The sequence below is a fragment of the Massilia sp. YIM B02763 genome, assembly GCF_030412015.1.
In the GTDB taxonomy this organism is placed as follows: Bacteria; Pseudomonadota; Gammaproteobacteria; order Burkholderiales; family Burkholderiaceae_D; genus Telluria.
The window spans coordinates 160,464-186,429 of record NZ_JASNRD010000003.1 but is presented as its reverse complement, the minus strand read 5'-3'; the positions used below and the strand labels follow the sequence as shown (position 1 = coordinate 186,429).

Sequence of the window (25,966 nt, the reverse complement as noted above, 5' to 3'; positions counted from 1 at the left end):
CGCGATCACGCCGCGGTCCTGCTCCGGGCCGCCGCGGCGGCGCCCGCGAAACCGGCCGCGTCGAGCAGCCCGCGCGACAGCGCGATGCTGGCGGCCTGCGTGCGCGTGCTGGCGTCGAGCTTCATCATGATCGCGCGCACGTGCCATTTGGCGGTACCGACGGCAATGCCGAGGTCGCGCGCAATGGACTTGTTGCAGGCGCCCTGCACGAGCAGTTGCAGCACCTCCGCCTCGCGCGGCGTGAGCATGTCCTCCGCCGGTCCCGTCGCCATCTCCCAGGTCAGGGTCTGGCACAGGTAATTGCCCCCGCGCGCCAGCGTGCGCACGGCATCCACCAGCTCGTGCAGCGGCACCGTGCTGAGCACGAATCCTTGTACACCCTGGCGCAATGCATTGCGCACCGCGTCGATCGGCGCCGTGCGCGTCACGGCGAGCACGCGGTGCCCGGACGGCGTACGGGCCAGCCCCGCTTCGGCGAGCGCGAAGGCACGCTCGCCATCCACCACCGCAACGTCGACGGGGTGCTCCGACGTCTCTTCCACGACGCGGATGCCGGGCTCCCGTTCGAGCACCGCGCGCACGCCGGCCTGCAGCAGCGGTTCCTGGATCGTTGTGGACACGACGATCGCCGGTCCTGGTCCTTCCTGTTTCATGTCGCTTCCTATCCTGGTATGACAAACACTAGTCTGGTGATCAGTGTCGCCGGAAGGACGCGGCAGGTCGAGTTAGCAGTTGTTGGGCCTTGTGAGGAGCGCGCTCACGCCGTTGGCGCGGGGCGGGTTTCCGGCATGCGCAGGATGGCGGCAATGGAGACCAGGCTGGCGGCGACGACGCACCAGGCGGGCGCCAGCGGATCGCCGGTCGCGCCGATCAGCCAGGTCACGAGGAACTGGGTGGCGCCGCCGAACAGCGAGACGCCCGCCGAATAGACGAACGCCAGTCCGGCGGCGCGCTGCCTGGAAGGGAACAGTTCGCAGATCGCCGTCAACACGCCGCCGCCGTTGAGCGCAGTCAGGAAAGCCAGCGCCGCCGCCACGGCCAGCAGCGTCGCCGGATCGCGCCGCGACGCCAGCACCATGAATACCGGCACGACGGCCAGCGCCATGGCCAGGCGCGGCCAGAACATCGCCGGCCAGCGTCCGAAGCGGTCCGCGAGCCAGCCGCCGCCGATGCCGCCGGCGATGGTCGCGAAACCGACGGCCAGCGCTGCGTGCAGGCCGCTTACCGCCGACAGGTGCAAGACCGTCGTGCCGTAGGTGGCCATGTAGCTGGCGACGTAGGTGGCGACCGTGCCGCCCGCGATGGCGCCGATGCCCAGGATCACGTGGCCCGCGCGCCACCGGACGGGCACGGGCACGGGAGCCGCCGACGACGACGGCGCGAGCGTTTCCGGCATGCCGATGCGCAGGTACAGGGCCACGGGCACGAGCAGCAGGCCGCACGCGAATGGCACGCGCCAGCCCCAGGCATCCATGGCGGCGGCATCCAGCACCTGGAACAGCGCCAGCCCGATCGCCGCGGCCAGCATGCCGGCCAGGCCCTGGCTGACGAACTGCAGCGCGACGTAGGAGGCGCGCCGTCCGGGCGGCGCGATCTCGAGCAGGAAGGCCGTTGACGGCCCGATGTCGCCGCCCAGCGCGAAGCCTTGCAGCAGGCGCAGCGCGGTAAAGACGATGGGCGCCGCCACGCCGATGGCGGCGTAGGCCGGGGTGAGCGCCAGGCCCAGCGTGGCGCACGTCATCAGGACGGCGGTCAGGTAGAGGGCCGGACGGCGGCCGGAGCGGTCGGCGAAGCGGCCGATGACGACGCTGCCGACGGGCCGCGCGACGAAGCCGACGCCGAACACGGCGACCGACAGCAGCAGGCTGGCTCCCTCTTCCCGGGTCGGGAAGAATGCGCGCCCGATCTGCGCGGCGAAGAAGGCGTAGGCGACGAAATCGAAGAATTCCAGCACATTGCAGGCCACGGCGGCGCCGATGGCGCGCCGGCGCCGCGTGGCGGCAGTGTGCGGCGGGTCGCTGCGGCTCATACAAGCAGCGCCTGCAATGCCCGCGCGCACGCGAGGTCGGGCGATTCGTCCAGGCCCGCCTCCAGGCAGCCTTGCAACAGGACCCGCGCCTCGTCCGCGCGGCCGTCGTCGCGAAGATGCCCGGCCAGCGCGACGGCGGCACGCAACCTGCACCACGCGGCGCCCTGTTCGCCGGCGAGCGCCATCGCCTTGCGATAGCCCTGTTCGGCCTCGTCACGGCGTCCCATGGCGGCCAGGCAGCGCCCCTGCACGACCAGCAGTGCCGGCTCGCGCAGGAAATCGCCGCCGGCGCGGATCATCGCTTCCGCCTCGTCGCAGGCCGCCAGGCCGGCCGCATGCAGGCCCATGTCGCACAATCCCCCGGCCATCGCGATCAGCGCCTCGCTGCTGACCATCTCGTAGCCGACCGCATGCAAGGCATCGACGGCGGCGCGGATCTGCTCGACGCCGTCGGCCAGCGCGCCTTGCAGCAGCATGACCTGGCCCCGGATCACATTGGCCGTGTAGCGGTACGGCGCCAGCGAATGCGCATGCCCGACCCGGTCCAGCTCGTCGGCGACCGCCGTCATGCGCGCCGTGTCGCCGGCATACGAATACACGGAGCCGGCCCAGATCATGGCGATGCTGTAGGTGACCGCATGGCCGTGGCGTTTCGCCAGCGCGATCGTTTCCGCCGCGACGGCGAAGGCGCGGGCATGGCGCCCCGTCAGCCAGGCGCCGCGCGCCATGCCGCACAGCGCGCGGATGTGGTACTCGAACGCGAGGCCGGAACCCAGCTCGGACGCGCGCGGCGCCGTATAGGCGAGGCAGCGCTGCCACTGCTGCAGCGCCTCGTCGATCCTGCCGACCAGGTGCAGGCACACGCCCATCAGCGACGCCACCACGGCGCGCGCTTCCGGATCGTCCAGCTCCTGCAGCAGCGACTGGGCCTGGCGCGCCGTGTCGAGCGCGTCGATATAGCGGCCTTCGCGGTGCAGCAGGACCAGGTACTGGCACAGCAGGTGCAGCATGCTGCGCGAGTCGCCCAGCTGCTCGGCGATGGCGAGCGCACGGCGATAGGCTTGTGCGGCATTGCCGCGCGCGCCTATGCCGGAGAACGTCAGCGACTGGCCCAGCGTCCCCTGCAGCGTCAGCTCGAACGGCGAGCCGGCGAATTCCGCGGGCAGGCCGGCCAGAGCGGCCTGGGCCCAGTGCGAGCATTCCGCCACGTGCGAGGACCGCAGCAGCAGCGGGCACAGGGCCGCCGCCAGGCGCATCGCCCCTTCCGCCTGGTCCGCATCGCGCAGGTACCAGTCGAGGGCCATGCGCAGGTTCGGCAGCTCGAGCGCGAATGCCTCGGGGTCGGTGTCGCCCGCCTGCGCCTGGGCGACGACCCAGTCGCGGAAATGATCGGCCAGGCGCCGGGTCACGGCGGTTTCCTCGGCGCCGGCGCGCAGCTTGTCGCGGCAATAGGTCTTGGTCGTGTCCAGCATGCCGTAGCGCAGCGCGGCCCCGCCCGCGTCGACGGTCACGAGCGACTTCGCCACCAGGTTCGCGACGAGCTCCAGGGCCGCGAGCCGGTCGTAGCCCTCGCAGCAGATGCCCAGGGCCGCGTCGAGCGAAAACGTTCCGGCGAAGACCGACAGCCTGCTCAACAGCCGCTTCTCGTCGTCCGACAGCAGGTTGAAGCTCCAGTCGAGCGTCGCGCCCAGCGTCTGGTGGCGCGGCACCGCCGTGCGCCGCCCCTGCCAGATCAAGGTCACGGACGGATCGCCATGCATCGCGATTTCCTTCAGGCCGAGCGCCTCGATGCGGCCGGCGGCCAGTTCGATGGCGAGCGCGATGCCGGACAGTTCGCGGCACAGCCTCGAGACCATGGGTGCGTCGGCGTCGGTGAGCGCGAAGCCGGCGCCGCTGGCGGCGGCGCGCTCGACGAACAGCTGGACCGCCGGATAGGCCATCGCCGCCATGGCGCTCAACCCCTCCCCTTCGGGCGGAAAGCCCAGCGGCTGCAGGCGGTAGACGAATTCGCCGTTCGCGCGCAGCGGTTCGCGGCTCGTCGCCAGCACGTGCACTCCGGGACAATGCAGCACCAGGGCTTCGGCGATGCCCGCGACCTCGTCGATCACGTGCTCGCAGCAATCCAGCACGATGAGGCAGGTGCGCTCGGCGAGCCGGTCCAGCAGGGCCTGCGCGTTGTCCAGCGACTGCTGCATGCCGACCGCTTCCGCCACGGTCGCGTGGACCAGGCCCGGCTTGCCGATCGAGGACAAATCGGCGAAGTGCACGTCGCCGCCGACGTGCCGGTACGCGGCCCGCGCGGCCGCGATCGCGGTGGTCGTCTTGCCGATGCCGCCCGCGCCGACGATCGTCGTCAGGCGGTACTGCAGCAGCGCGGCGACCAGTGCCTCGACTTCCCGGTCGCGCCCGAACACGGCCGTCGACAAGGCCGGCAGGCGCCTGGCGGCGTCCGCCGGCGCAGCGACGGCGCCCGGCATCGCGGCCGGCGCCGTCAGGCGTTCGACGCGGGCCACGAAGGTGTAGCCCTTGTTGGCCGTATTCACGATATAGCGCTCGGCGCCGCCGTCGCCGAGCGCCTTGCGGATGGCGACGATGTGGAAACGCAGGCTGCCTTCGTCGACGACCATGTTCGGCCAGACGCGCTCCAGCAGCTCGCGCTTGCCCACCGTCTCGCCCGCCGATTCGACCAGTGCGATCAGGATGTCGAGCGCACGCCCGCCCAACCTGACCGGCACGCCGTCGCGCTCCAGCAGGCGTTCGGAAGGCACCAGCACGAACGGCCCAAACGCCGCGCGCCATTCGCTACTGATTTTTTGCTCGCTATGCATCTTGTTCGTACGCCGATCCCGCAATGTCGATGCGCGATCACGAACGACCGCACTTGTCTACCACCCATTGGACAGGGTCGCGACCCTCCCACCGGACAGGGCAGACAGTATAGTGCAATGTCGGCATGGTTGCACTGGCCGATGGCCTCGCCAGCAGCCATGCTGGCTCCGCTCAGGGCAGCTGCCCGGCGGCGCGCAAGCGCTCGATCGCGCCCACGATGGTGGCCTCCGTCTCGACCGCCTCGGTGAAGCCGGCGCGGCGGATCTTGCCCATGTCCGAGATCATGTCGAACTCGGTGTTGAAGACGAAGTCGCCGAACCACCAGCCGACCAGCTTCTCGTAGGCCGGCGTCCGCAGGCCGTGGCGCTGGGCCACGCGTGCCCAGGCGTCGGCCAGCAAGGGCATCTGCCTGGCCAGCGCGAACGGCTGCGGCGGGCCGACTTCCATGCCGAAGGCGTCGGCCACGCGGCGCCAGATGCGCTCCCAGCGGAACGGTTCGTTGACCAGGTTGAACGCCTCGCCCGCCGCCGCCGGATCGAGCGCGGCCCACACGCTGGCGCGCGCCATCCAGGCCGCATCCGTGGTCTGGGCGAACACGCGCGAATAGACCTTGTCCGTGCCCGGGAAGCGCAGCGGCACGCCCGCTTCCTTGCTGAGCGCGGCGAACACGCCCACCACCATCACGATGTTCATCGGGTTGCCGACGATGTCGCCGACCACCACGTCCGGGCGCAGGATCGACCAGGCGAAGTCGCCGGCCGCGCCGCGCTCGCGCAGCAGGTCTTCCTGGGCATAGTAGAAGTTCGGCGTGACGTGGCGCGGATCGTCCTCGTAGAACGGCGCGTGAGCGTGGCCCAGGTGCACGCCGTACACCTTCGCGCCCTGGTAGTGGACGACGCGCTGCAGCGGCGCGCCCACGGCCTTCAGGCCGTCGAGCAGGTTGCGCAGCATGCCGCCGTTGATGCGCTCCTCGTCCAGCAGGTCGCTGCCGCCCTTGAGCGCGGCGTAGAACACGTGGGTCGTGTCGCGCGCCGCCTCGAGCGCGCGCGCGGTGGCCGCGGCATCGGTGAGGTCGGCCTTGATGGTCTCGACGCCGTCCACGAAGGTGCGCGGCAGCGCGCGCACCGACCAGTCGGGACGTCCCTTCAGTTCCTGCACGACGGCGTTGCCGATGATGCCGCTGGCGCCGACCACGAGCGCCTTGTAGGGGGTATGCATGCCTGTCCTTTCGAAGCAATGGAGAACGGCATGAGCATACCGGCTCGCGGCGATCGACGCGGGACGCTTCGGCGCCGGCGCGTGGCGACGGATACCGGCGCCCATGCAGGCCGTTACGGCCTCAGGCAGGAATGCGGATGAGTTTGCGCGACATCCCGCGCGGCAGGTTCTCGCGGTCCGACGGGTCGGCCAGGAAGCGCGCCAGCACCTGTTCGTACAGCGGCAGCTGGCTCGCATGGCGGCGCTGGCGCATCACGCGCGGGCGGTGCATGTGCTTCAGGGCGAAGTAGTCCGCCAGCAAGTCGCCCTGGGCTTCCATATTGTAGTCGGACAGCTGCGCGCCAGGCCGCAGCTCGTACGCGTACGACAGGCCGACGCGGATCGCGCCGCGCAATTTGACGGGATAGCCCAGCTGGTGCTGCCACACGTGCACCATCTCGTGCATGAACCAGTGGATGGTGGGCGGGTCGCCCGCCGTGTAGTCGGGCAGGAAGCAGGAATGGTGGAAATAGATGCTGCCGTTGGGCGTCATCGCGCAGTTGCGCGGCTGCACCAGCGGCAGGTAGCGGCGGTTATGGACGCGCACGCGTCCATAGTCGATGGCGTCGCCGAACAGCAGCGACGCCATCCCGATCTCGTTCGCGGTCATCGGCCGCGCGAGGCGCCGCATGGGCTGTCGACTTCCTCAGGCAGCGCGCAGGCCGGCTGCGGACTTGGCCAGGTCGGTGATCAGGTCCCAGTCGCCGGTCTTCATCGCGTCCGCCGGGGTCAGCCAGGAGCCGCCCACGCAGGCCACGTTCTTCAGCGCCAGGAACTGCGGCGCCGTCTCGATCGAGATGCCGCCGGTCGGGCAGAAGGTCACGTCCGGCAGCGGGCCGGCGATCGCCTTGAGCATGCCGACGCCGCCCGCCGGCACGGCCGGGAACAGCTTCAGTTGCTTGAAGCCGGCTTCGCGCGCCACCATCACCTCGGACGGGGTCATGCAGCCCGGCAGCAGCGGCAGGCCGCTCTTCCTGGCGGCATCGATCAGCGCCGGGGTCAGGCCCGGCGAGACGCCGAACACGGCGCCCGCATCGCGCGCCGCGGCGAATTCCTCCGGCTGGGTCAGGGTGCCGACGCCGACGATCGCGCCTTCGACCTCGGCCATGGCGCGGATCGCGTCCAGGCCGTGCTTGGTGCGCAGCGTCACTTCGAGCACGCGGATGCCGCCGGCGACGAGCGCCTTGGCCAGGGGGACGGCGTGGTCCGGATCGTCGATCGCGATCACGGGGATCACGACGGCCGAGCGCATGATGTCGAGCAGGTTGTTATTCGTGGTCATTGGCGTCTCACTTGTTTTTACGGATCAGGAAATCTTCGTCGGAACCCGGCATGATGTCGCCGCTGTCGACGCCTTCATGCAGGGGCACGGTGGTGTCCTTCGGGGACGGCAAAGGGAAGGTCGCCGCGCCCTCCTCGGCCGCGCTGGTCGCGTTGCGGAAGATGGCGAACAGTTCGCGGCCCATGCCGATGTGGCTGGCCGACAGGTCGGCCGTGGCCTGCTTGCGCGCGGCCCAGACGTCGGCCGGCACCAGCGCCTCCAGCACGCCCTGGGTCGCGTCGACGCGGATGATGTCGCCGTCGCGCACCAGGCCCAGCGGACCGCCGGCCAGGATTTCCGGCGACACGTGGATCGCCGCCGGCACCTTGCCCGACGCGCCCGACATGCGGCCGTCCGTGACCAGCGCCACGTGGTAGCCGGCGTCCTGCAGGTTCGCCAGCGCCGGGGTCAGCGCGTGCAGTTCCGGCATGCCGTTGGCGCGCGGGCCCTGGAAGCGGAGTACGGCGACGAAGTCGCGATTCAGCTTGCCGGCCTTGTAGGCATGCATGAAGTCTTCCTGCGAATCGAAGGTCAGCGCCGGCGCCTCGACGATGTGGTGCTCTTCCTTGACGGCCGAGACCTTCATCACGGCGCGGCCCAGGTTGCCCTTCACGAGGATCAGGCCGCCGTCGGCGCGGAACGGGTTCGAGGCCGGCCGCACGACGGCTTCGTCGCCGCTTTGTGCCGGCAGGTCCTTCCAGACCACCTTGTCGCCGTCCAGGAACGGTTCCTTGCAGTGGGCGCGCAGGCCGTGGCCGAGGATGGTGTTGACGTCCTCGTGGGCCAGGCCGGCGTCCAGCAGTTCGCGGATCACGAAGCCCGGGCCGCCGGCGGCCTGGAAGTGGTTCACGTCGGCGTCGCCGTTCGGGTAGATGCGGGTCAGCAGGGGCACGACCTTGGACAGCTCGTCGAAGTCGGTCCAGTCGATCACGATGCCGGCGGCGCGCGCGATGGCGATCAGGTGCAGCGTGTGGTTGGTCGAGCCGCCCGTCGCGTGCAGCGCGGCGATGGCGTTGACGATGCTCTTCTCGTCGACGATGCGGGCGATCGGCATGTACTCGCCGCCCTGCTGGGAAATGGCGACGGCGCGCTGGGCGGCGGCGCGGGTCAGCGCATCGCGCAGCGGCGTGCCCGGGGTGATGAAGGCGGCGCCCGGCATGTGCAGGCCCATCATCTCCATCAGCATCTGGTTGCTGTTGGCGGTGCCGTAGAAGGTGCAGGTGCCGGCGCTGTGGTAGGAGCCCGACTCGCCTTCCAGCAGCTCTTCGCGCGTGGCCTCGCCTTTCGCGTAGCGCTGGCGGATCGCGGCCTTTTCCTTGTTCGAGATACCGGTCGTCATCGGGCCGCCCGGCACGAAGATGCCCGGCACGTGGCCGAAGTGCAGCGCGCCGATGAGCAGGCCCGGCACGATCTTGTCGCAGATGCCCAGGTACAGGCTGGCGTCGAACATATTGTGCGACAGCGCGATGGCGGTGGCCATGGCGATGGCGTCGCGCGAGAACAGCGACAGTTCCATGCCCGGCTGGCCCTGGGTGATGCCGTCGCACATGGCCGGCGTGCCGCCCGCGAACTGGGCCACTGCGCCGACTTCGCGCACGGCTTCCTTGATCACCTTCGGGAAGTATTCGAAGGGCTGGTGCGCCGACAGCATGTCGTTGTACGAGGAAACGATCGCCACCGACGGCTGCTTCTGCTCGCGCAGCTTCAGCTTGTCGTTGGCCGGGAAGGCGGCGAACCCGTGCGCCAGGTTCGTGCACGACAGGGCGCCGCGCTGCACGCCCTTGATGCGGGCGGCTTCCACATGCGCCAGGTAAGCCTGGCGCGAATGCCGGCTGCGTTCGATGATCCGATTAGTCACCTGTTCTACTACGGGATGTACCGCCATGATCGTTCCTTGTAAATTGGATTTCTGAAATTTTACTACAAAATGAAAATGGCCGCATGCGGCCGTCAGGAGTTTTTATATGGCTGAGCCAGATCCGCCGAACGCGTGGACGGCAGAGCCGTCCACCCTACGGATGAGTTGCCGGTACAGGCAGGGTGGACGGGTCTCCCGTCCACGCGTTCACCGTACGGGAGACCATCGGGATAGTGTTTTTCTGTAGTGAATTTACGCGCGCTTCCTGTATGATTCGATAACCTGCATAAAATGACATCATACCGTCCAACATCATGTCCCAACCATCCCTGACCGCCAGCGCCGCCTACCAGGCCCTCCAGACCCACGCCATCGATGCCGAAGACTGGCTCATGCGCGACTTGTTCGCCCAGGATCCGCAGCGCTTCGAACGCCTCTCGGTCGAAGCCGCCGGGCTGTTCCTAGACTATTCAAAAAACCGCCTGGACGGGCGCACGCTTGAACTGCTCGCGGGCCTGGCGCGCGAGCGCGGCGTCGAGCAGCTGCGCGATGCGATGTTCGCCGGCGAGAAGATCAACATCACGGAAAACCGCGCCGTCCTGCACACCGCCCTGCGCGCGCCGCGCGACAAGCAGATCACGGTCGACGGCCAGGACGTGACGAGCGACGTGCACGCCGTGCTGGACCACGTGAAGACCTTCACCGACGCCGTGCGCAGCGGCGAATGGAAGGGCCATACGGGCAAGGAAATCACGGACGTCGTCAATATCGGCATCGGCGGCTCGGACCTGGGCCCGAAGATGGTCTGCCTGGCGCTGCGCCAGTTCGCCCATCCGCGCCTGACGATGCACTTCGTCTCGAACGTCGACGGCCACGACATGGACGCCGCCCTGTCGCGCGTGGATCCGGAAACGACGCTGTTCATCATCGCCTCGAAGACCTTCACGACGGCCGAGACGATGATGAACGCGAACACGGCGCGCGCCTGGTTCCTGCAGAGCGCATCCGAGGAGGCCTTGGCGAAGCACTTCGTCGCCGTGTCGACCAACGTCGAGGCGATCAAGACCTTCGGCATCGACCCGGCCAACATGTTCCCGTTCTGGGACTGGGTCGGCGGCCGCTATTCGGTCTGGTCGGCGATCGGCCTGCCGGTGGCGCTGTGCGTCGGCTACGGCTACTTTGCCGACTTCCTGGCCGGCGCCCATGCGATGGACGAGCACTTCCGCACCGCCCCCGTCGAGCAGAACATGCCCATGATCCTGGGCCTGGTCGGCTTCTGGAACCGCGAGTTCCTGGCCTGCCCGTCGGTGTCGATCGCGCCCTACCACCAGGACCTGAACCGCTTCCCGGCCTACCTGCAGCAGCTCGACATGGAAAGCAACGGCAAGCGCGTCACGCGCGACGGCGACCCCATCGTCGACTACGCGACCGGCCCCGTGATCTGGGGCGACGTGGGCACCAACGGCCAGCACGCCTACTTCCAGCTGCTGCACCAGGGCACCGACGTGACGCCGATCGACTTCATCGCCGCCCTGCGCCCGGCCCACGAGTTCCACAACCACCACGCCGCCCTGCTGGCGAACTGCTTCGCCCAGTCGGAAGCCTTCATGAAGGGCAAGACGACGGACGAGGTGCGCAAGGACCTGCAGGACCAGGGCCTGGCCCTGGCCGAGATCGAGCGCCTGGCGCCGCACAAGACCTTCCCGGGCAACCGCCCGAGCAACACCATCCTGCTCGACTACCTGACCCCGGCCACGCTGGGCGCCCTGATCGCGCTGTACGAGCACAAGGTGTTCGTGCAGGGCGCACTGTGGGACGTCAACAGCTACGACCAGTGGGGCGTCGAGCTGGGCAAGGTGCTGGCCAAGAAGATCGAGGCGGAACTGAACGGCGACGCCCAGCCGGCGCTGCACGACGGCTCGACCAACGGCCTGATCGCGCGCGCCAAGGCCGCGGTATAAACGCTACGCTGTGGGCAAAGGAGGCGATGCAAGCATGAAGAGCGAAAAATTCACGGTCGTCCACGACGAACGCATGCAGGTGGGCGAGTCGCCCGTCTGGCACGCGGTGGAATCGGCGCTGTACTGGGTCGACATCAACGGCTTCACGGTGCACCGCCTGCACCCGGCCAGCGGCAAGCACACGTCGTGGAAGATGGACACGGAACCGTCGGCGCTGGCCGTCGACCAGGACAACAACCTGGTCGTCGCCACCCGCGCCGGCTTCGTCCACCTGAACACGACGTCGGGCGAAGTGCAAGACCTGGCGCCGGCGCCGTACGACACGAAGATCATGCGCTTCAACGACGGCCGCGTGGATCCGGCCGGCCGCTTCTGGGTCGGCACCATGTACGAGCCGCGCGACCAGCAGAAGGCCGAGATGTACGTGTTCGAGGGGGGCAAGCTGCGCCAGGCCTGGGCCGGCGGCATGACCAATTCGAACGGCCTCGCATGGAGCCCGGACGGCAAGACCATGTACCATGCCGACACGACGAGCCACCGCGTCGACGTCTACGACTACGACGTGGCCAGCGGCGCCGCCTCGAACCAGCGCAACCTGGTCGCCTTCCCGGACGACAAGAAGGCGCCGGACTACGGCGGCCGCCCGGACGGCGCGGCCATGGACAGCGAAGGCAACTACTGGGTCGCCATGTTCGAGGGCGGACGCATCGTCAAGCTGTCGCCGACCAGCGAACTGCTGGCCGAGATCCAGCTACCCGTGCGCTGTCCGACGGCCGTCTGCTTTGGCGGCCCGGACCTGCGCACGCTGTACGTCACCACCGCCAGCCATGGCCGCTCGAATGCGGAGCTGGAACAATATCCGCATACGGGCAAGGTGCTGGCCTTTGCCGTCGAGGTGCCGGGGCTGAAGCAGCCGGAATACCGCGCCTGAACCGGCAACCGGTAGGGTGGACGGCTTGCCGTCCACGCGTCCAACAAGCGTTCGGTTCGCCGCATGCACTGTTTGAACGCGTGGACGGCACAGCCGTCCACCCTACCAATCCATCCTGACCGCCTCCCGGTACGTAGTAAATTTTCTTGCGAAATCAAAGATCGCGTAGTAAATTTACATTATTCCCCACCCTTCCGCTTTCGACACCATGGCTCTTTCCGATTTCGACCTCGTTTTCTTTGGCGGCAGCGGCGACCTTGCGATGCGCAAGTTGCTCCCTGCGATGTTTGCCCGCGACGTCGCCAATGACCTGCCGGCCAGCGCGCGCATCATCTGCGTGGGCCTCGAGCCCATGTCGCAGGAAGCCTTCCTGCAGATGGTCGAGACGAACGCGAAGCCCAACGTCAAGGAAACGGTGGACGAGAAAGCGTGGCAGAAATTCCTGGCCCGTATCACCTACGTCGCCGTCAACGCCAGCGACGTGGGCACCTACGACGCCCTGGTGGAGGCGCTGCGCAAGGACGAATCGCTGACCCGCGTCTACTACCTGGCGACGCCGCCTTCGCTGTTCGCCCGCATCTGCGACAACCTGGCGGCCGTGGGCCTGGCCACGCCGAATTCGCGCGTGGTGCTAGAAAAGCCGCTGGGCCGCGACCTGGCGTCGGCCAAGCAGATCAACGCCGACGTCGGCAAGGTGTTCGCCGAATCGCAGATCTACCGCATCGACCACTACCTGGGCAAGGAGACGGTGCAGAACCTGCTGGCGCTGCGCTTCGGGAACATCCTGTTCGAGCCGCTGTGGCGCCGCGAGTGGATCTCGGACGTGCAGATCACCATCGCCGAGAAGATCGGCGTGGGCAACCGCCTGGGCTACTACGACAATTCGGGCGCCCTGCGCGACATGCTGCAGAACCACCTGCTGCAGCTGCTGTGCATCGTGGCGATGGAGCCGCCGGCCTCGATCGCCCCGGACGCCGTGCGCGACGCCAAGCTGCAGGTGCTGCGCTCGCTGAAGCGTTTCACCCCGACCACGCTGTCGCAGAACATCATCCGCGGCCAGTACCGCGCCGGCTACGTCGACGGCCAGCAGGTGCCCGGCTACCGCGACGAGCCGAACGCGCCGAAGCACTCCAAGACGGAGACCTTCGTCGCCATGAAGGCGGAAATCGACACCTGGCGCTGGGCCGGCGTGCCGTTCTACCTGCGCACCGGCAAGCGCATGGCCGACCGCCTGGCGGAAATCGTCGTGCGCTTCAAGACCATCCCGCACTCGATCTTCAACCAGCCGACGTCGAGCTTCCAGCCGAACAGCCTCGTGATCCGCCTGCAGCCGGACGAAGGCCTGTCGATGAACCTGATGGCCAAGACCCCGGGCGACTCGATGCGCCTGAAGCAGGCCGAGCTCGAACTCGACTTCCGCGAACAGTTCAAGGCCCCGCGCATGGAAGCCTACGAGCGCCTGCTGCTCGACGTGCTGCGCGGCCAGCTGACGCTGTTCATGCGCGGCGACGAACTGGAGGCCGCCTGGGAATGGGTCGAACCGATCCTGGCGCACTGGGAACAGGACGACACGACGCCTGCGCCCTACACGTCCGGCACCTGGGGCCCGGCCTCCTCGTCCGCGCTGATCGGCCGCGACGGCCTGCAGTGGCGTGAAGAAGCTTTGCCGGAAGACTAAAGGACCTGCTTTGCTGCTCGATTCGATCCGCACCCAGCTCGACTCGCTGTCGAAGTCCGAACGCAAGGTGGCGCTGGCCGTGCTCGCCGCGCCCGGCGCCACGGTCAGCCAGAACATCACGGCACTGGCGCGCAGCGCGCAGGTGTCCGAGCCGACCGTCGTGCGCTTCTGCCGCACGCTCGGTTACGACGGCTGGCACGAGTTCAAGCTGAAACTGGCGCAAGGCCTCGCACTCGCCCTGCCCGGCGCCAACGAGCAGCCGTCGCAGGACGATCTCGCGTCCGACCTCGTGAACAAGATCTGCAGCCGCTCGATCAACACCCTGCTCGACCTGCGCAACAACCTCAAGCCGGAGCTGATCCAGAAAGCGCTCGACATCCTGTCGCGCGCCAACAAGATCGAGTTCTACGGCCAGGGCACGTCCGGCTTCGTCGCCTCGGACGCGCAACATAAATTCTTCCGCTCGGGCGTGCCGACCGTCGCCTACACGGATCCCGCCATCCACTCGATCGCCGCGGCCCTGCTGCGCGAAGGCGACGCGCTGGTGGCCATTTCCCAGCGCGGCAACAACCCCTCGCTGGTGCGCTCGGCGAAGCTGGCGCGCCGCGGCGGCGCCGAGGTCATCGTACTGGCGCCGTCCGGCACCCAGCTGGCCGACATGGCGAGCCTCCTGATCCCGATCGACCTCGTGTTCGCGACCGACCCGTACACGCCGATCTCGGCGCGCCTGGCCTACCTGGTCGTGATCGACGTGCTGGCCGTAGGGCTGGCGCTGCAGCGCGGTCCGGAATTCCGCAAGAAGATGCAGAACGCGCAGAAGGCGCTGCAGGAATTCGACATGCAGTTCGACTCGTTTATTGGCTAACGTCGTCAACTAACCCGCGCCGGGACAACACGTTGTTGGTAAGGGGCGCTTTAGCCAGCACGCAGCGGCCGGAAGAATTCCCGTATCTCCCGCGCCAGCAACTCCGGCTGCTCCAGCGCCGCGAAGTGGCCGCCGGCCGGCATCGCCGTCCAGCGCTGCACGTCGAAGGCGCGCTCGACGAAGCTGCGCTGCGGAATGGGGATCTCGGCCGGAAACTGCGCGATGCCCAGCGGCGGCCGGACCTTCTCCTGCAGCGCCATGGGTTTCGCCCGGCCTTCGACATACATGCGGAACGACGAGCCGATCGTCTGCGTGAACCAGTACAGGCTGATGTTGGCCAACAGCGTATCGAAGCCGATTGTCCCGTCGAAGTCCTCGGACCAGGCGTGGAACTTCTCGCCGATCCAGGCGGCCAGGCCGGCAGGAGAGTCGTTCAGGCCCACGGCCGGCGTGGCCGGCTTGGTGCCCTGGATGTGCGCGTAGCCCCCCTCCTTGTCGACCCAGGCGGCGATCCGCTTGTGGAACTCCTGCTCCTCGTCCGTCAAGGGCGGCTGCCCTTCGCCCAAGGGCGGCTTCAGGGAACCGGGCACGTAGTTCAGGTGCATGCCGACGACGCGCTCCGGAAAGCGCTGGCCGAGCCAGATGCTGACGACCGCGCCGAGGTCGCCGCCCTGGGCGCCGAAGCGCTCGTAGCCCAGCTGCGCCATCAGTTCGGCCCACAGCGCCGCCGTCGCCCAGGCACCGACGCCCTTGCCCCGCGGCGCCGGCGAAAAGCCGTAGCCCGGCAGCGAGGGGACGACCACGTGGAAGCTGTCGGCCGGGTCGCCGCCGTGGGCACCGGGATCGGCCAGCAGCGGAATGATGCGCTCCATCTCGATGAAGGAGCCGGGCCAGCCGTGGGTCAGCACGAGCGGCAGCGGAGACGGGCCGGTGCCGGGTCGATGCACGAAATGGATGGTCTGCTCGCCGATGCGCGCCAGGTACTGCGGCAGCGCATTCAAACGCGCCTCGTGGACGCGCCAGTCGAATTCGGACGCCCAGTATTCCAGCAGGTCGCGCAGGAAGCCGGGCTCGATGCCTTCGCTACATCCCTGGTCGTCGATGCCGGATGCGAGGCGGACGCGCAGCAGGCGTTCGTCGAGGTCGACCAGGTCCTTGTCGGAGATGGCGATGCGGAATGGCTCAATGCGAAATGGGTCAATGCGGGATTCGGTATTCATCGGCGCACCTCGCGGTATCGTGGCAGCTCATTGTAGACTGCGTTCCCGCGCGTCTGCGCACGGGACGTCACGCCGTCGGCAGCCAGCGTGGCTTGGTATCCGTATAAATTTCCCGCTCAACAGGCCCGTCATAGTCCGGGTCGAGCGTGCCCAGCGTGACGGAGATGACGTCCGGCTCGGCCTCGCTGCGCCAGTACAGGGTCGAACCGCAGGTGCGGCAGAAGGCGCGCCGCCCGTGCTCCGACGATGCGTATTCCGCCACCAAGTCGGCGCCGCGCTCCAGTGCGAAGCCGGCGCTCGGCACGTTGGCGTAGGCCCCCGCGGCCGCGCCATGCTGCTTGCGGCACATGGTGCAATAACAATGGCTGGCGTCGTTGACCGGAGCGTCGACCCGGTATGCCACCCCACCGCACAGGCAACTGCCTTTCAACATGTCGATTCCCCTCCGCTGGTCCACACCACTGATCGTCTTAGTTTATTCCACTTGGCGACCTTCGAGCCACGCGCTCATGATGTTTGCCAGCACTGGCGCAAATGCTTCAAGCCGCCCCTCTTTGGGTTGCAACAGGTCGGCGATGACGATCCGGATGAGTTCCTCATCCTCGAGCCCCTGTTCCGGATCGATCCCGTTCGTCCACAACAAGGCATTGCACAAAGCCTTGCGCTTTTCTATGAGTGCCTTGTTTGCCTGTTCCGCATCCCCAAGGTTCAAGACACGAATGGCTTCCCTTGCCCTATCCGTCAGACCCTCTACCCTTCCGCTGATCTTGTAGCGAAGTTCGCTCTCGCATTCGGCCATCAGGGGTGTCAGCGGCAAGGCTTGCGAACCATGCGCTTTGTCGCAATGATGCAGGGCTGCGCAACTCGCAATGATATTGCTGAAATCGACAGTACGGTGCGGAGCAAGCTTCTGCGCTTCTACATGCTCGTTGGTAGTATCGCTCGCCTCTCCTGATATCGCATCACAGCAATATCCACACAAGTAGTACTGCTCCAGCGCACAGGCTTGTCGGATGGCTTGCCGTTCCTCCGGAGGGAGATCGGCATAGGTGCCGTGCTGGTGCGCACGCTTCCATGCCGTGAGGCTGCGCGGCTCCACCCCCTTGTCAATTCTTCGCAAGACGCAATTCCTCCTTACGCAAAAGCAGCCTTGCTTTCGCGAGCTCGACATGCTGGGCCGGAAGCTCCGCTTCCAAATCCCGTGCCATCCTCCTGGCGTCGTCCAACTTGCGGTCATGGATTGCATCCAGAAGGTCGTTCAGGCGCTGCGCTACCAAGGCATTCCGCACATGCGTATCCATTGCTTCGAGCAAGACGGTGTTCACGTCCTGCCCGTAGAGCGGTGGCACCTTGACCAGTTCACCGTTTTCCAGCGCATAGACCAATATGTCCTTGCTGTCGCTGATGACGAGTGGAGAATGGGTCGTCAGCACGAACTGGCAGTTCGGGAACGTATTCGTCAATCGCTGAACGATGCTGCGTGCCCATTTTGGATGCAGGTGCATGTCGACTTCGTCGATCAGCACAATACCTTCGCCCTCCAGTGGATTCGCCAGGCCGGGATTCATCATGGCCAATCGACGCGCGATATCTCCCACCAATGCCATCAAGGATTTCTCGCCCTGGGACAGTTGAGATACGTTCAGGGTTTCCGCTCCCTTGTCGATCGACATGTACAGCCGCGGCTTGCGCCGCACTCTCAGGTTGCTGAATCCGGGCATGAAGTGGGCGATCGCTGCACGCACAGCGGTCAACTGACGGTCCCTCGGCGAGATGAGGCCTCCTTTGACCAGTGTGTTCCAAGTATCCGCATCGAGCGTACTTTCAATTGCTTTTAATGTTTCCTCAGGAATGCTGCTTTCATTTTCCGAATCCTCACGTTCTCGAAACCACTCGAAGAAACGACGAAAATCGACGCCTTGACTCAGGGAGTTGTCATACCCATCCAACTGTTGAAACGTATGCTTCTCCCTGATTTTCAGTGGAATATCAAGCACGACACGCTCGACCGGATAAAACGCGATGAGTGGGACATTCGCCTGTTCATTTGAAGACAAGGAAGTGCGATAGACGTCGGCAAGCCGCGTCGCATTGTTCAACTGCGACGGATGACCATTCTTGCGACCGATGCGCGTCTTGGAAAGTGTCCATTCATACGGCTCGCCCCCGTCCACGACTGCCATGGCAACGGAAGCAGCGTTGGCGCCGTTGAGTATCTGTTCCTCGTCGATCGCGCTACCGCTCCCTTTTTCGCTGCGAAAACGTGCAACGAACCAGCTCAGCGAGGTAGCCAAGGATTTGAGGATGGTCGTCTTGCCGGCACCGTTATTTCCGATTAATACGGTCACGGCTGCATCAAGCTCGACCGCAAGCGAACTGAATGGCCCCACATTTTCTAGACGAAGCTGCTTGATTTTCATGCTGATCCTGATCCGTAGTGGCGGACGTCGAAACCAACATTCTAAGTCATCATCAAGTCATCAATACGACATCGTCGGTCGGCCTGCGCCAAAAACCGGGCTGCCGTAAAATATGGCATTTAGACCAGTTTAGCCATACGCCATGCACATCAATCCCGAACGCAGCACCCGCCCCGACTACGACCTGCTGGTACGCCAGGTCGCCAGCGTCCTCGAAGGCGAGCGCGACCTCATCGCGAACGCCTCGCAATTCTCGGCCCTGGTCTACGACACCATCGCCGACCTGAACTGGGCCGGCTTCTACCTCACCGTGCCGAGCAAGAAGGGCGAGGGCCAGGACCTGCTGGTCGGCCCGTTCCAGGGCAAGCCGGCCTGCGCCCGCATCCCATTCGGCCGCGGCGTGTGCGGCACCACGGCCGTCGAGCGCAAGACCATCGTCGTGCCGGACGTGCACGCCTTCCCGGGCCACATCGCCTGCGATTCGGCATCGGCCTCGGAAATCGTGATCCCGCTGGTCAAGAACGACAAGCTGATCGGCGTGTTCGACATCGACAGCCCGACCCCGGACCGCTTCTCGGAAGAAGACAAGGCCGGCCTGGAAGCGATGGTGCAGGCGTTCCTGGACGGGACCGATTGCTGACCGGACTGAATCACCTGACGCTGGCGGTGACGGACGTCGAACGCAGCGTCGGCTTCTACCGCGACCTGCTCGGTTTCCGCTGCGAGGCCGTGTGGGATGCCGGCGCCTACCTGGCGCTCGGCGAATTGTGGCTGTGCCTGTCGCTCGACCCGGCGCGTGCCGCCGCGCCCCCGGGCGCGGACTACACGCATTACGCGTTTTCCATCGCCCAGCAGGATGTCGCGGCCTTCCGCACACGGCTGCTGGCGGCTGGCGTACAGGAATGGCGGCGCAACCGCAGCGAGGGCGAGTCCGTCTATTTCCTCGACCCGGACGGGCACCAGCTCGAAGCGCACGTGGGCGACCTGGCCAGCCGGCTGGCGGCCTGCCGCGAGAAACCGTATCCAGGGATGCTCTTTGCGTAGGGTGGACGGCTCCGCCGTCCACGCGGTGATAGGCACAGGCGCCGATGCCGTGCTCGATCAGGGCGCCGACAACAATCGCCGCATGGACGGCAAGCCGGCCACGAAATGCCGCCGGACCTGCCGAAGGCGTACAATATCGCCCTAATTTCCACCCCTCCCCTTCCCAGCACCATGAATCAACTCGAACAGCTCAAGCAATTCACCACCGTGGTGGCCGATACCGGCGACTTCCAGTCGATCAAGGCCTACGCGCCGCAGGATGCGACCACCAACCCGTCGCTGATCCTGAAGGCCGTCCAGAAGCCGGAATACCGTCCGCTGCTGGAAAAAGCCGTCGCCGATTCGCCCGACGGCTCGATCGAGGACGTCGTCGACCGCCTCCTGATCGCCTTCGGCGTCGAGATCCTGAAGTACGTGCCGGGCCGCGTTTCCACCGAGATCGATGCCGCCCTGTCGTTCGACACCGAGGCGACCGTGGCCAAGGGCCGCGAACTGATCGCCCTGTACGAAGCCGCCGGCATCTCCCGCGAACGCGTGCTGATCAAGATCGCATCGACCTGGGAAGGCATCCGCGCCGCAGAGATCCTGGAAAAGGAAGGCATCCGCTGCAACCTGACCCTGCTGTTCTCGCTGTGCCAGGCGATCGCCTGCGCCGAAGCGAACGTGCAGCTGATCTCGCCGTTCGTCGGCCGCATCTACGACTGGTACAAGAAGTCGACCGGCCTTGAATACACCGGTTCGGACGATCCGGGCGTGCAGTCGGTCAAGCGCATCTACCAGTACTACCGCAAGTTCGGCTACAAGACCGAAGTCATGGGCGCGAGCTTCCGCAATACCTCGCAGATCCTGGAACTGGCCGGCTGCGACCTGCTGACGATCTCGCCGGACCTGCTGCAGAAGCTGGCCGATGCCGACGGCGCCGTCGAGCGCAAGCTGACCGCCGACGCGGGTGCGGACATCGAGAAGATCGCGATGGACGAAAAGACCTTCCGCTTCATGCTGAACGAAGACGCGATGGCCACCGAGAAGCTGGCCGAGGGCATCCGTGCGTTCTGCGCGGATTCGGCCAAGCTGAAGAAGATGATCGAAGAGATGCGTTGATCGCATCATTTTCGATCGTTAAACACCGTCGCCCCCGCGCAGGCGGGGGCCCAATTTGCACGCATTGCGATACGCATGCAGACATTGGCCCCCCCGCCTGCGCGGGGGCGACGTTTCGGGACGCTTTTTCTTACTTGACTGCGTCTGCCAGCTTGCCGCACCCCACCCGCAAGCCATTCAGATAGGGATCGATCATGCACTCGCCCTGCTTGATCAGGTCGAAACCCTGCGGATCGAACATCCAGGTGCGGATCAGGCCGTCGATCATGATCCACATCGACCGCGCCACCGTGCGCGCGTCGCCCGTGCCTTCGATCTGGCCCTTTTCCACGGCGCGCGCGACGCGCCGCTCGGCGCGGCTCATCCAGTCGTTGATGTTGTGCTGGCGCCGCTGGCGCACGGCATCCATCTCGTCGACGAATTCCACTTTCAGCGTGGCGATCTCGAACACGCGCCGCGCCTGCGGGTCGTTCACCGTGCGGCGCAGCACCGCCATCACGTAGTTGCGCAAGTCATCCAGCGGGTCGGCGGACTCGGATTCGTCGAGCACCTGCAGTTCGGCTTCGAGCGGCAACCTCACCCGGTCCATCATTGCATTGAACAACGCGCTTTTGTCGTCGAAATGCCAATAGATCGCGCCACGCGTCGCGCCGGCTTCGCTTGCGATATGCTGTAGCGTGGTGCGTGAAACGCCCTGTTCTACAAACAATTTTTCAGCTGCATCCAGGATGCTGTCGCGGGTGGCAGCCGCCTCTTCTTTCGTTCTGCGGGCCATCAGCCACGTTCTCCAAATGTAGTAGACAGAAACATTTAAACATACACTCGTGATAGTATAGCCGGGTTTTCATGAAGCCAGCGATAAAACCGTATTGCCGTACCAGAGAGTACTGCAGGACGGTTTTATCCTTTTTCTAACAAAAAGGAAGCATTAATGCGCTCTGCCCCATCCTCTTCCCTGTCATTGACCGGATCGCCGGCCGCCCGTCTCGCCGCGAGTACCCTGGTTGCCGTGGCCCTGCTGTCCGCCTGCGGCCCCAAGGATGACGCCAAGGCCGGTGCCGGCGCCGGCGCCAAGATGCCGCCGCCGCAGGTTGGCGTGATCACCACCAAGTTCCAGCCGGTGGCGCTGGAAACCGAACTGCCGGCACGCGTCCAGGCGATCCGTACGGCCGAGGTCCGCGCCCGCGTCAACGGGGTCGTCCTGAAGCGCCTGTTCACCGAGGGCAGCATCGTCAAGCAGGGCCAGTCCCTGTTCCAGATCGATCCGGCACCCTACCAGGCCCAGGTCAATGCCGCCAAGGCGGCAGTGGGCAGCGCAGAAGCCACTCTGGTCTCGACCTCCGCCGTCGTCGAGCGCTACAAGCCGCTGGTCGAGGCCAATGCCGTCAGCAAGCAGGAGTACACGAACGCCGTCGCCGCCGCCAAGCAGGCCGAGGCGGAAGTCAACTCGGCCAAGGCCCAGCTGAAGATCGCCCAGATCAACTACGACTACGCCAACGTCTACGCCCCGATCACGGGCCGCATCGGCCGCGCGCTGGTGACCGAAGGCGCCCTCGTCTCGGCGACCGAGGCGACCCAGATGGCGCTGATCCAGCAGACCGATTCCGTATACCTGAACATTACCCAATCCGCGCTGGAACTGCAGAACCTGCGCAAGAAGGCCGGCGGCAAGGGCATCGACGCGGCGCTGCCGGTCACCGTCGTGCTGGAAGACGGCACCACGCTGAACCGCAAGGGCACCCTGCTGTTCTCCGACGTCACCGTCGACGAGAGCAGCGGCCAGGTGACCCTGCGCGGCCAGGTCGCCAACCCGGACAATGCCCTGCTGCCGGGCCAGTACGTGCGCGTACGCCTGTCCCAGGCCGAGCTGCCGTCGGGCATCCTGGTGCCGCAACAAGCCGTTACCCGCGGCGGCCAGAATGGCGATACCCTGATGGTCGTCGGCGCCGACAACAAGCCGGTCAGCCGCACCGTCAAGATCGCTTCGCAGCAAGGCGAGAACTGGGTCGTCGTGGACGGCCTGAAGGAAGGCGAGAAGGTCATGGTCGACGGCTTCCAGAAATTGCAGATGATGCCGCCGGGCACGCCGGTGCAACCGGTCGCCTGGACCCCGGCCGCCGCGCCGCAAGCCCCGGCAGCCGCCGGTGCGCCGGCGGCCCAGCCGAACGCCGCCGGCGCCCAGGCCACGGCAGCGGCCGGTGGTGCACGCACCCCGGCGACCGGCACTCCGCCGGCCGGCGGCCAGACCCCGGCCAACGGCAACCGGTAAGTTGAAAGGAACAGGACTTTCCAATGGCACGTTTTTTTATTGACCGCCCAATCTTTGCCTGGGTGATCGCACTGTTCATCATGGTGCTTGGTGGCGTTGCCATCAATCAGCTGCCGATCGCGCAATACCCGACCGTGGCGCCGCCGTCGATCGTCGTCAGCGTCACCTACCCGGGTGCGTCGGCCCAGACGCTGGAAGATTCCGTCATCTCGATCATCGAACGCGAGATGAATGGTGCCCAAGGCATGATCTACATGGAATCGACCAGCCAGGCCAACGGCACCGGCTCGATCACCATCTCGTTCGAGACCGGCACGGATCCGGACCTGGCCCAGGTCGACGTCCAGAACCGCCTGTCGCGCGCGACCCCGCGCCTGCCGCCGGCCGTGACCCAGCAGGGCGTGCGCGTGGACAAGGCGCGCTCGAACTTCCTGCTGTTCACTATCCTCTCGTCGGACGACCCGAACACCGACTCGATCGCGCTGGGCGACTATGCCTCGCGCAACGTGCTGCCGGAGATCCAGCGGATCAAGGGCGTGGGCCAGGCCCAGCTGTTCGGTACCGAGCGCGCGATGCGCATCTGGATCGACCCGGCCAAGCTGGTCGGCTTCAACATGTCGCCGGCCGACGTGACCACGGCGATCAGCCAGCAGAATGCCCAGGTGGCTTCCGGCACCATCGGCGATCTGCCGCTGGCCAAGGGCCAGCAGATCAGCGCGACCGTCGTCGTGACGGGCCAGCTGTCGAACATCGAGCAGTTCGGCAACATCGTGCTGCGCGCGAATCCGGACGGCTCCACCGTGCGCCTGAAGGACGTGGCACGCATCGAGATCGGCGGCCAGGCCTATACGACCACCGCGCGCCTGAACGGCAAGCCGTCCGCCGGTATCGGCGTGCAGCTGTCGCCGTCGGGTAACGCGCTGGAAACGGCTAACCTGATCAAGGCGCGCATGAAGGAATTGCAGAAGTACTTCCCGCAAGGCATGAAGTATTCGATTCCCTACGACTCGACCACTTTCATCCAGATCTCGATCGAGCAAGTGGTGCACACCCTGTTCGAGGCGATCGTGCTGGTGTTCATCGTGATGTTCATCTTCCTGCAGAACCTGCGCTACACGATCATCCCGACGATCGTCGTGCCGGTGGCGCTGCTGGGCTCCTTCGCCTGCCTGCTGGCGATGGGCTTCTCGATCAACGTGCTGACCATGTTCGGCATGGTGCTGGTGATCGGTATCGTGGTCGACGACGCCATCGTCGTGGTGGAGAACGTCGAGCGCATCATGTCCGAGGAAGGCCTGCCGCCGCTGGAAGCGACCCGCAAGGCGATGGGCCAGATCTCGGGCGCGATCATCGGCGTGACCGTCGTGCTGATGGCCGTGTTCGTGCCGCTGGCCTTCTTCGCCGGCGCCGTCGGCAACATCTACCGCCAGTTCTCGGCCGTGATGGTGACCTCGATCGGCTTCTCGGCCTTCCTGGCGCTGTCGCTGACCCCGGCGCTGTGCGCGACCCTGCTCAAGCCCGTCGAAGCCGGCCACCACCACGAGAAGAAGGGTTTCTTCGGCTGGTTCAACCGCAACTTCACCGCCGGCGCCAAGCGCTATGAAGGCCTGGTCGCCAGGATCCTCAAGCGCGCCGGCCGCTGGATGGTCGTGTTCGCCGTGCTGGTCGTCGTGGTCGGCTGGATGTTCACCCGCCTGCCGAACTCCTTCCTGCCGAACGAAGACCAAGGCTATGTGATCGCCAACATCCAGCTGCCGCCGGGCGCCACCGCCGAGCGTACCGGCACCGTGCTGCGCGCGATGGAAGACTACGTCATGAAGCAGCCGGAAGTGGCCAACATGGTCGCCGTGACGGGCTTCTCCTTCTCCGGCCAGGGCCAGAACATGGGCCTCGCCTTCATCCCGCTGAAACCGTGGGACGAGCGCAAGGGCAACGGCCATACGGCGCAGGACTTCGCCGGCCGCGTCACCATGCACATGGGCGCGCTGCGCGACTCGTTCATCTTCGTGGTGAGCCCGCCGCCGATCCCGGAACTGGGTACCGGCACCGGCTTCTCGTTCCGCCTGCAGGACCGCGGCGGCAAGGGCCACGAAGCGCTGGTGGCCGCGCGTAACCAGCTGCTGGGCATGGCGATGCAGAGCAAGGTGCTGACCGGCATGCGTCCGGAAGGCCTGGAAGACGCGCCGCAGCTCAAGCTGAACATCGACCGCGACAAGGCGCAAGCCCTGGGCGTGACCTTCGCGGCGATCAATACCGCGCTGTCGACCTCGCTGGGCTCGTCCTACGTGAACGACTTCCCGAACGCCGGCCGCCTGCAGCGCGTGATCGTGCAGGCCGATGCGCCCCAGCGCATGCAGCCGGACGACCTGCTGCGCATCAATGCCCTGAATACCCAGGGCAGGCCGGTGCCGCTGTCCTCGTTCGCCAGCACCTCGTGGGTGACCGGCCCGATGCAGACGATCCGCTACAACGGCTATCCGTCGATGAAGCTGACCGGCGAACCGGCCCCGGGCTATTCGACCGGCCAGGCACTGGACGAGATGCAACGCCTGGCAGCCCAGCTGCCGGCCGGCTTCGCCTACGAGTGGACCGGACAGTCGCGCGAGGAGATCCTGTCGGGCTCCACCGTGTTCATCCTGATCGGCTTCGCCCTGCTGGCCGTGTTCCTGGCCCTGGCCGCGCTGTATGAAAGCTGGTCGATCCCGGTCGCGGTGCTGCTGGTGGTGCCACTGGGCGTGCTCGGCTCGCTGCTGGCGGCCTCGATGCGCGGCCTGTCGAACGACGTGTACTTCAAGGTCGGCCTGATCACCATCATCGGCCTGGCGGCGAAGAACGCGATCCTGATCGTGGAATTCGCCAAGGACCTGCAGGCCGAGGGCAAGTCGCCGTTCGACGCGGCGCTCGAAGCGGCGCACCTGCGTTTCCGCCCGATCATCATGACCTCGCTGGCGTTCATCCTCGGCGTGCTGCCGCTCGCGATCTCGCGCGGCGCCGGCGCGGCGTCCCAGCACGCCATCGGTACGGGCGTGATGGGCGGCATGATCACCGCGACCGTGCTCGGCGTGATCTTCGTTCCCGTGTTCTTCGTCGTGATCCGGGGCTTCTTCAAGGGCAGCAAACGCCAGCAGGCGCTGCACAAGCACCAGGAAGAAGATAAACTTGCTGAATCGAAAGTCTGATCCG

Annotated in this window: 21 protein-coding genes; 9 read left to right on the top strand and 12 right to left on the bottom strand. The window is 66.4% G+C overall.

The window, feature by feature from the left end:
* Nucleotides 1-5 precede the first annotated feature (5 nt).
* The 7 genes from QPK32_RS06475 to edd form a co-directional block, all read right to left on the bottom strand.
* A complete protein-coding gene (locus QPK32_RS06475) occupies nucleotides 6-653 on the bottom strand; it encodes a response regulator transcription factor (RefSeq protein WP_290411962.1) in 648 nt (215 codons plus the stop codon).
* Nucleotides 654-757: 104 nt separating this feature from the next.
* Nucleotides 758-2,029, bottom strand: a complete 1,272-nt coding sequence (locus QPK32_RS06470) for an MFS transporter (protein ID WP_290411961.1) — start codon at nucleotides 2,027-2,029, stop codon at nucleotides 758-760.
* Nucleotides 2,026-4,857: a tetratricopeptide repeat protein gene (locus QPK32_RS06465; protein WP_290411960.1), complete on the bottom strand. Its 2,832-nt coding sequence runs from the start codon at nucleotides 4,855-4,857 to the stop codon at nucleotides 2,026-2,028. The genes QPK32_RS06470 and QPK32_RS06465 overlap by 4 nt, the downstream gene beginning before the upstream one ends.
* A 172-nt stretch (nucleotides 4,858-5,029) precedes the next feature.
* A complete protein-coding gene (locus tag QPK32_RS06460) occupies nucleotides 5,030-6,076 on the bottom strand; it encodes an SDR family oxidoreductase (protein ID WP_290411959.1) in 1,047 nt (348 codons plus the stop codon).
* 121 nt (nucleotides 6,077-6,197) lie between these two features.
* Complete coding sequence (locus QPK32_RS06455; RefSeq protein WP_290411958.1) at nucleotides 6,198-6,746, bottom strand: Rhs element Vgr protein; 549 nt, start codon at nucleotides 6,744-6,746, stop codon at nucleotides 6,198-6,200.
* 15 nt (nucleotides 6,747-6,761) lie between these two features.
* Nucleotides 6,762-7,397, bottom strand: a complete 636-nt coding sequence (gene eda / locus QPK32_RS06450; protein WP_290411957.1) for a bifunctional 4-hydroxy-2-oxoglutarate aldolase/2-dehydro-3-deoxy-phosphogluconate aldolase — start codon at nucleotides 7,395-7,397, stop codon at nucleotides 6,762-6,764.
* A gap of 7 nt (nucleotides 7,398-7,404) precedes the next feature.
* Nucleotides 7,405-9,321 (bottom strand): phosphogluconate dehydratase, encoded by a 1,917-nt coding sequence (edd, locus tag QPK32_RS06445; protein ID WP_290411956.1) that lies wholly within the window; start codon nucleotides 9,319-9,321, stop codon nucleotides 7,405-7,407.
* A 287-nt stretch (nucleotides 9,322-9,608) separates the two neighbouring features.
* Here edd and pgi point away from each other — a divergent pair, with 287 nt between their 5' ends.
* From pgi to QPK32_RS06425, 4 genes are all read left to right on the top strand, one after another.
* Nucleotides 9,609-11,255, top strand: coding sequence for a glucose-6-phosphate isomerase (pgi, locus tag QPK32_RS06440; protein ID WP_290411955.1), 1,647 nt, complete (start codon nucleotides 9,609-9,611; stop codon nucleotides 11,253-11,255).
* Nucleotides 11,256-11,289: 34 nt separating this feature from the next.
* Nucleotides 11,290-12,186 (top strand): SMP-30/gluconolactonase/LRE family protein, encoded by an 897-nt coding sequence (locus QPK32_RS06435; protein WP_290411954.1) that lies wholly within the window; start codon nucleotides 11,290-11,292, stop codon nucleotides 12,184-12,186.
* 208 nt (nucleotides 12,187-12,394) lie between these two features.
* Nucleotides 12,395-13,864: a glucose-6-phosphate dehydrogenase gene (gene zwf, locus QPK32_RS06430; protein ID WP_290411953.1), complete on the top strand. Its 1,470-nt coding sequence runs from the start codon at nucleotides 12,395-12,397 to the stop codon at nucleotides 13,862-13,864.
* A gap of 10 nt (nucleotides 13,865-13,874) precedes the next feature.
* Nucleotides 13,875-14,729, top strand: a complete 855-nt coding sequence (locus QPK32_RS06425) for an SIS domain-containing protein (RefSeq protein WP_290411952.1) — start codon at nucleotides 13,875-13,877, stop codon at nucleotides 14,727-14,729.
* Between the two features lie 50 nt (nucleotides 14,730-14,779).
* Here QPK32_RS06425 and QPK32_RS06420 read toward each other — a convergent pair whose 3' ends face one another.
* The 4 genes from QPK32_RS06420 to QPK32_RS06405 all read right to left on the bottom strand — a co-directional run bounded on the left by QPK32_RS06420 (nucleotide 14,780) and on the right by QPK32_RS06405 (nucleotide 18,369).
* Nucleotides 14,780-15,949, bottom strand: a complete 1,170-nt coding sequence (locus tag QPK32_RS06420; RefSeq protein WP_290411951.1) for an epoxide hydrolase family protein — start codon at nucleotides 15,947-15,949, stop codon at nucleotides 14,780-14,782.
* A 67-nt stretch (nucleotides 15,950-16,016) separates the two neighbouring features.
* Nucleotides 16,017-16,382, bottom strand: a complete 366-nt coding sequence (locus QPK32_RS06415; protein ID WP_290411950.1) for a GFA family protein — start codon at nucleotides 16,380-16,382, stop codon at nucleotides 16,017-16,019.
* A 42-nt stretch (nucleotides 16,383-16,424) separates the two neighbouring features.
* Nucleotides 16,425-17,069: a hypothetical protein gene (locus QPK32_RS06410; protein WP_290411949.1), complete on the bottom strand. Its 645-nt coding sequence runs from the start codon at nucleotides 17,067-17,069 to the stop codon at nucleotides 16,425-16,427.
* Nucleotides 17,056-18,369 carry an AAA family ATPase gene (locus QPK32_RS06405; RefSeq protein ID WP_290411948.1) on the bottom strand — a complete coding sequence of 438 codons (1,314 nt, stop codon included), beginning with the start codon at nucleotides 18,367-18,369 and terminating at the stop codon, nucleotides 17,056-17,058. The genes QPK32_RS06410 and QPK32_RS06405 overlap by 14 nt, the downstream gene beginning before the upstream one ends.
* A gap of 142 nt (nucleotides 18,370-18,511) precedes the next feature.
* Between QPK32_RS06405 and QPK32_RS06400 the strand changes: the two genes are divergently transcribed.
* From QPK32_RS06400 to tal, 3 genes are all read left to right on the top strand, one after another.
* Nucleotides 18,512-19,009: a GAF domain-containing protein gene (locus QPK32_RS06400; RefSeq protein ID WP_290411947.1), complete on the top strand. Its 498-nt coding sequence runs from the start codon at nucleotides 18,512-18,514 to the stop codon at nucleotides 19,007-19,009.
* A complete protein-coding gene (fos, locus tag QPK32_RS06395; protein ID WP_290411946.1) occupies nucleotides 19,003-19,413 on the top strand; it encodes a fosfomycin resistance glutathione transferase in 411 nt (136 codons plus the stop codon). The genes QPK32_RS06400 and fos overlap by 7 nt, the downstream gene beginning before the upstream one ends.
* Nucleotides 19,414-19,584: 171 nt before the next feature.
* Nucleotides 19,585-20,514, top strand: a complete 930-nt coding sequence (tal, locus tag QPK32_RS06390) for a transaldolase (protein WP_290411945.1) — start codon at nucleotides 19,585-19,587, stop codon at nucleotides 20,512-20,514.
* A 130-nt stretch (nucleotides 20,515-20,644) separates the two neighbouring features.
* Here the strand turns inward: tal and QPK32_RS06385 are convergent, their stop codons facing one another.
* Entirely contained in the window at nucleotides 20,645-21,289 is a 645-nt protein-coding gene (locus QPK32_RS06385) for a TetR family transcriptional regulator (protein ID WP_290411944.1), read from the bottom strand.
* Nucleotides 21,290-21,445: 156 nt separating this feature from the next.
* On the opposite strand from QPK32_RS06385, the gene QPK32_RS06380 reads away from it, so the two are divergent.
* Together QPK32_RS06380 and QPK32_RS06375 are read left to right on the top strand one after the other, a co-directional pair.
* Nucleotides 21,446-22,783, top strand: coding sequence for an efflux RND transporter periplasmic adaptor subunit (locus QPK32_RS06380; protein ID WP_290411943.1), 1,338 nt, complete (start codon nucleotides 21,446-21,448; stop codon nucleotides 22,781-22,783).
* Nucleotides 22,784-22,806: 23 nt separating this feature from the next.
* The gene (locus QPK32_RS06375) at nucleotides 22,807-25,962 is read left to right on the top strand and encodes an efflux RND transporter permease subunit (RefSeq protein ID WP_290411942.1); all 3,156 of its coding nucleotides are present in this window, start codon (nucleotides 22,807-22,809) and stop codon (nucleotides 25,960-25,962) included.
* The last annotated feature ends 4 nt before the right edge of the window (nucleotides 25,963-25,966 follow it).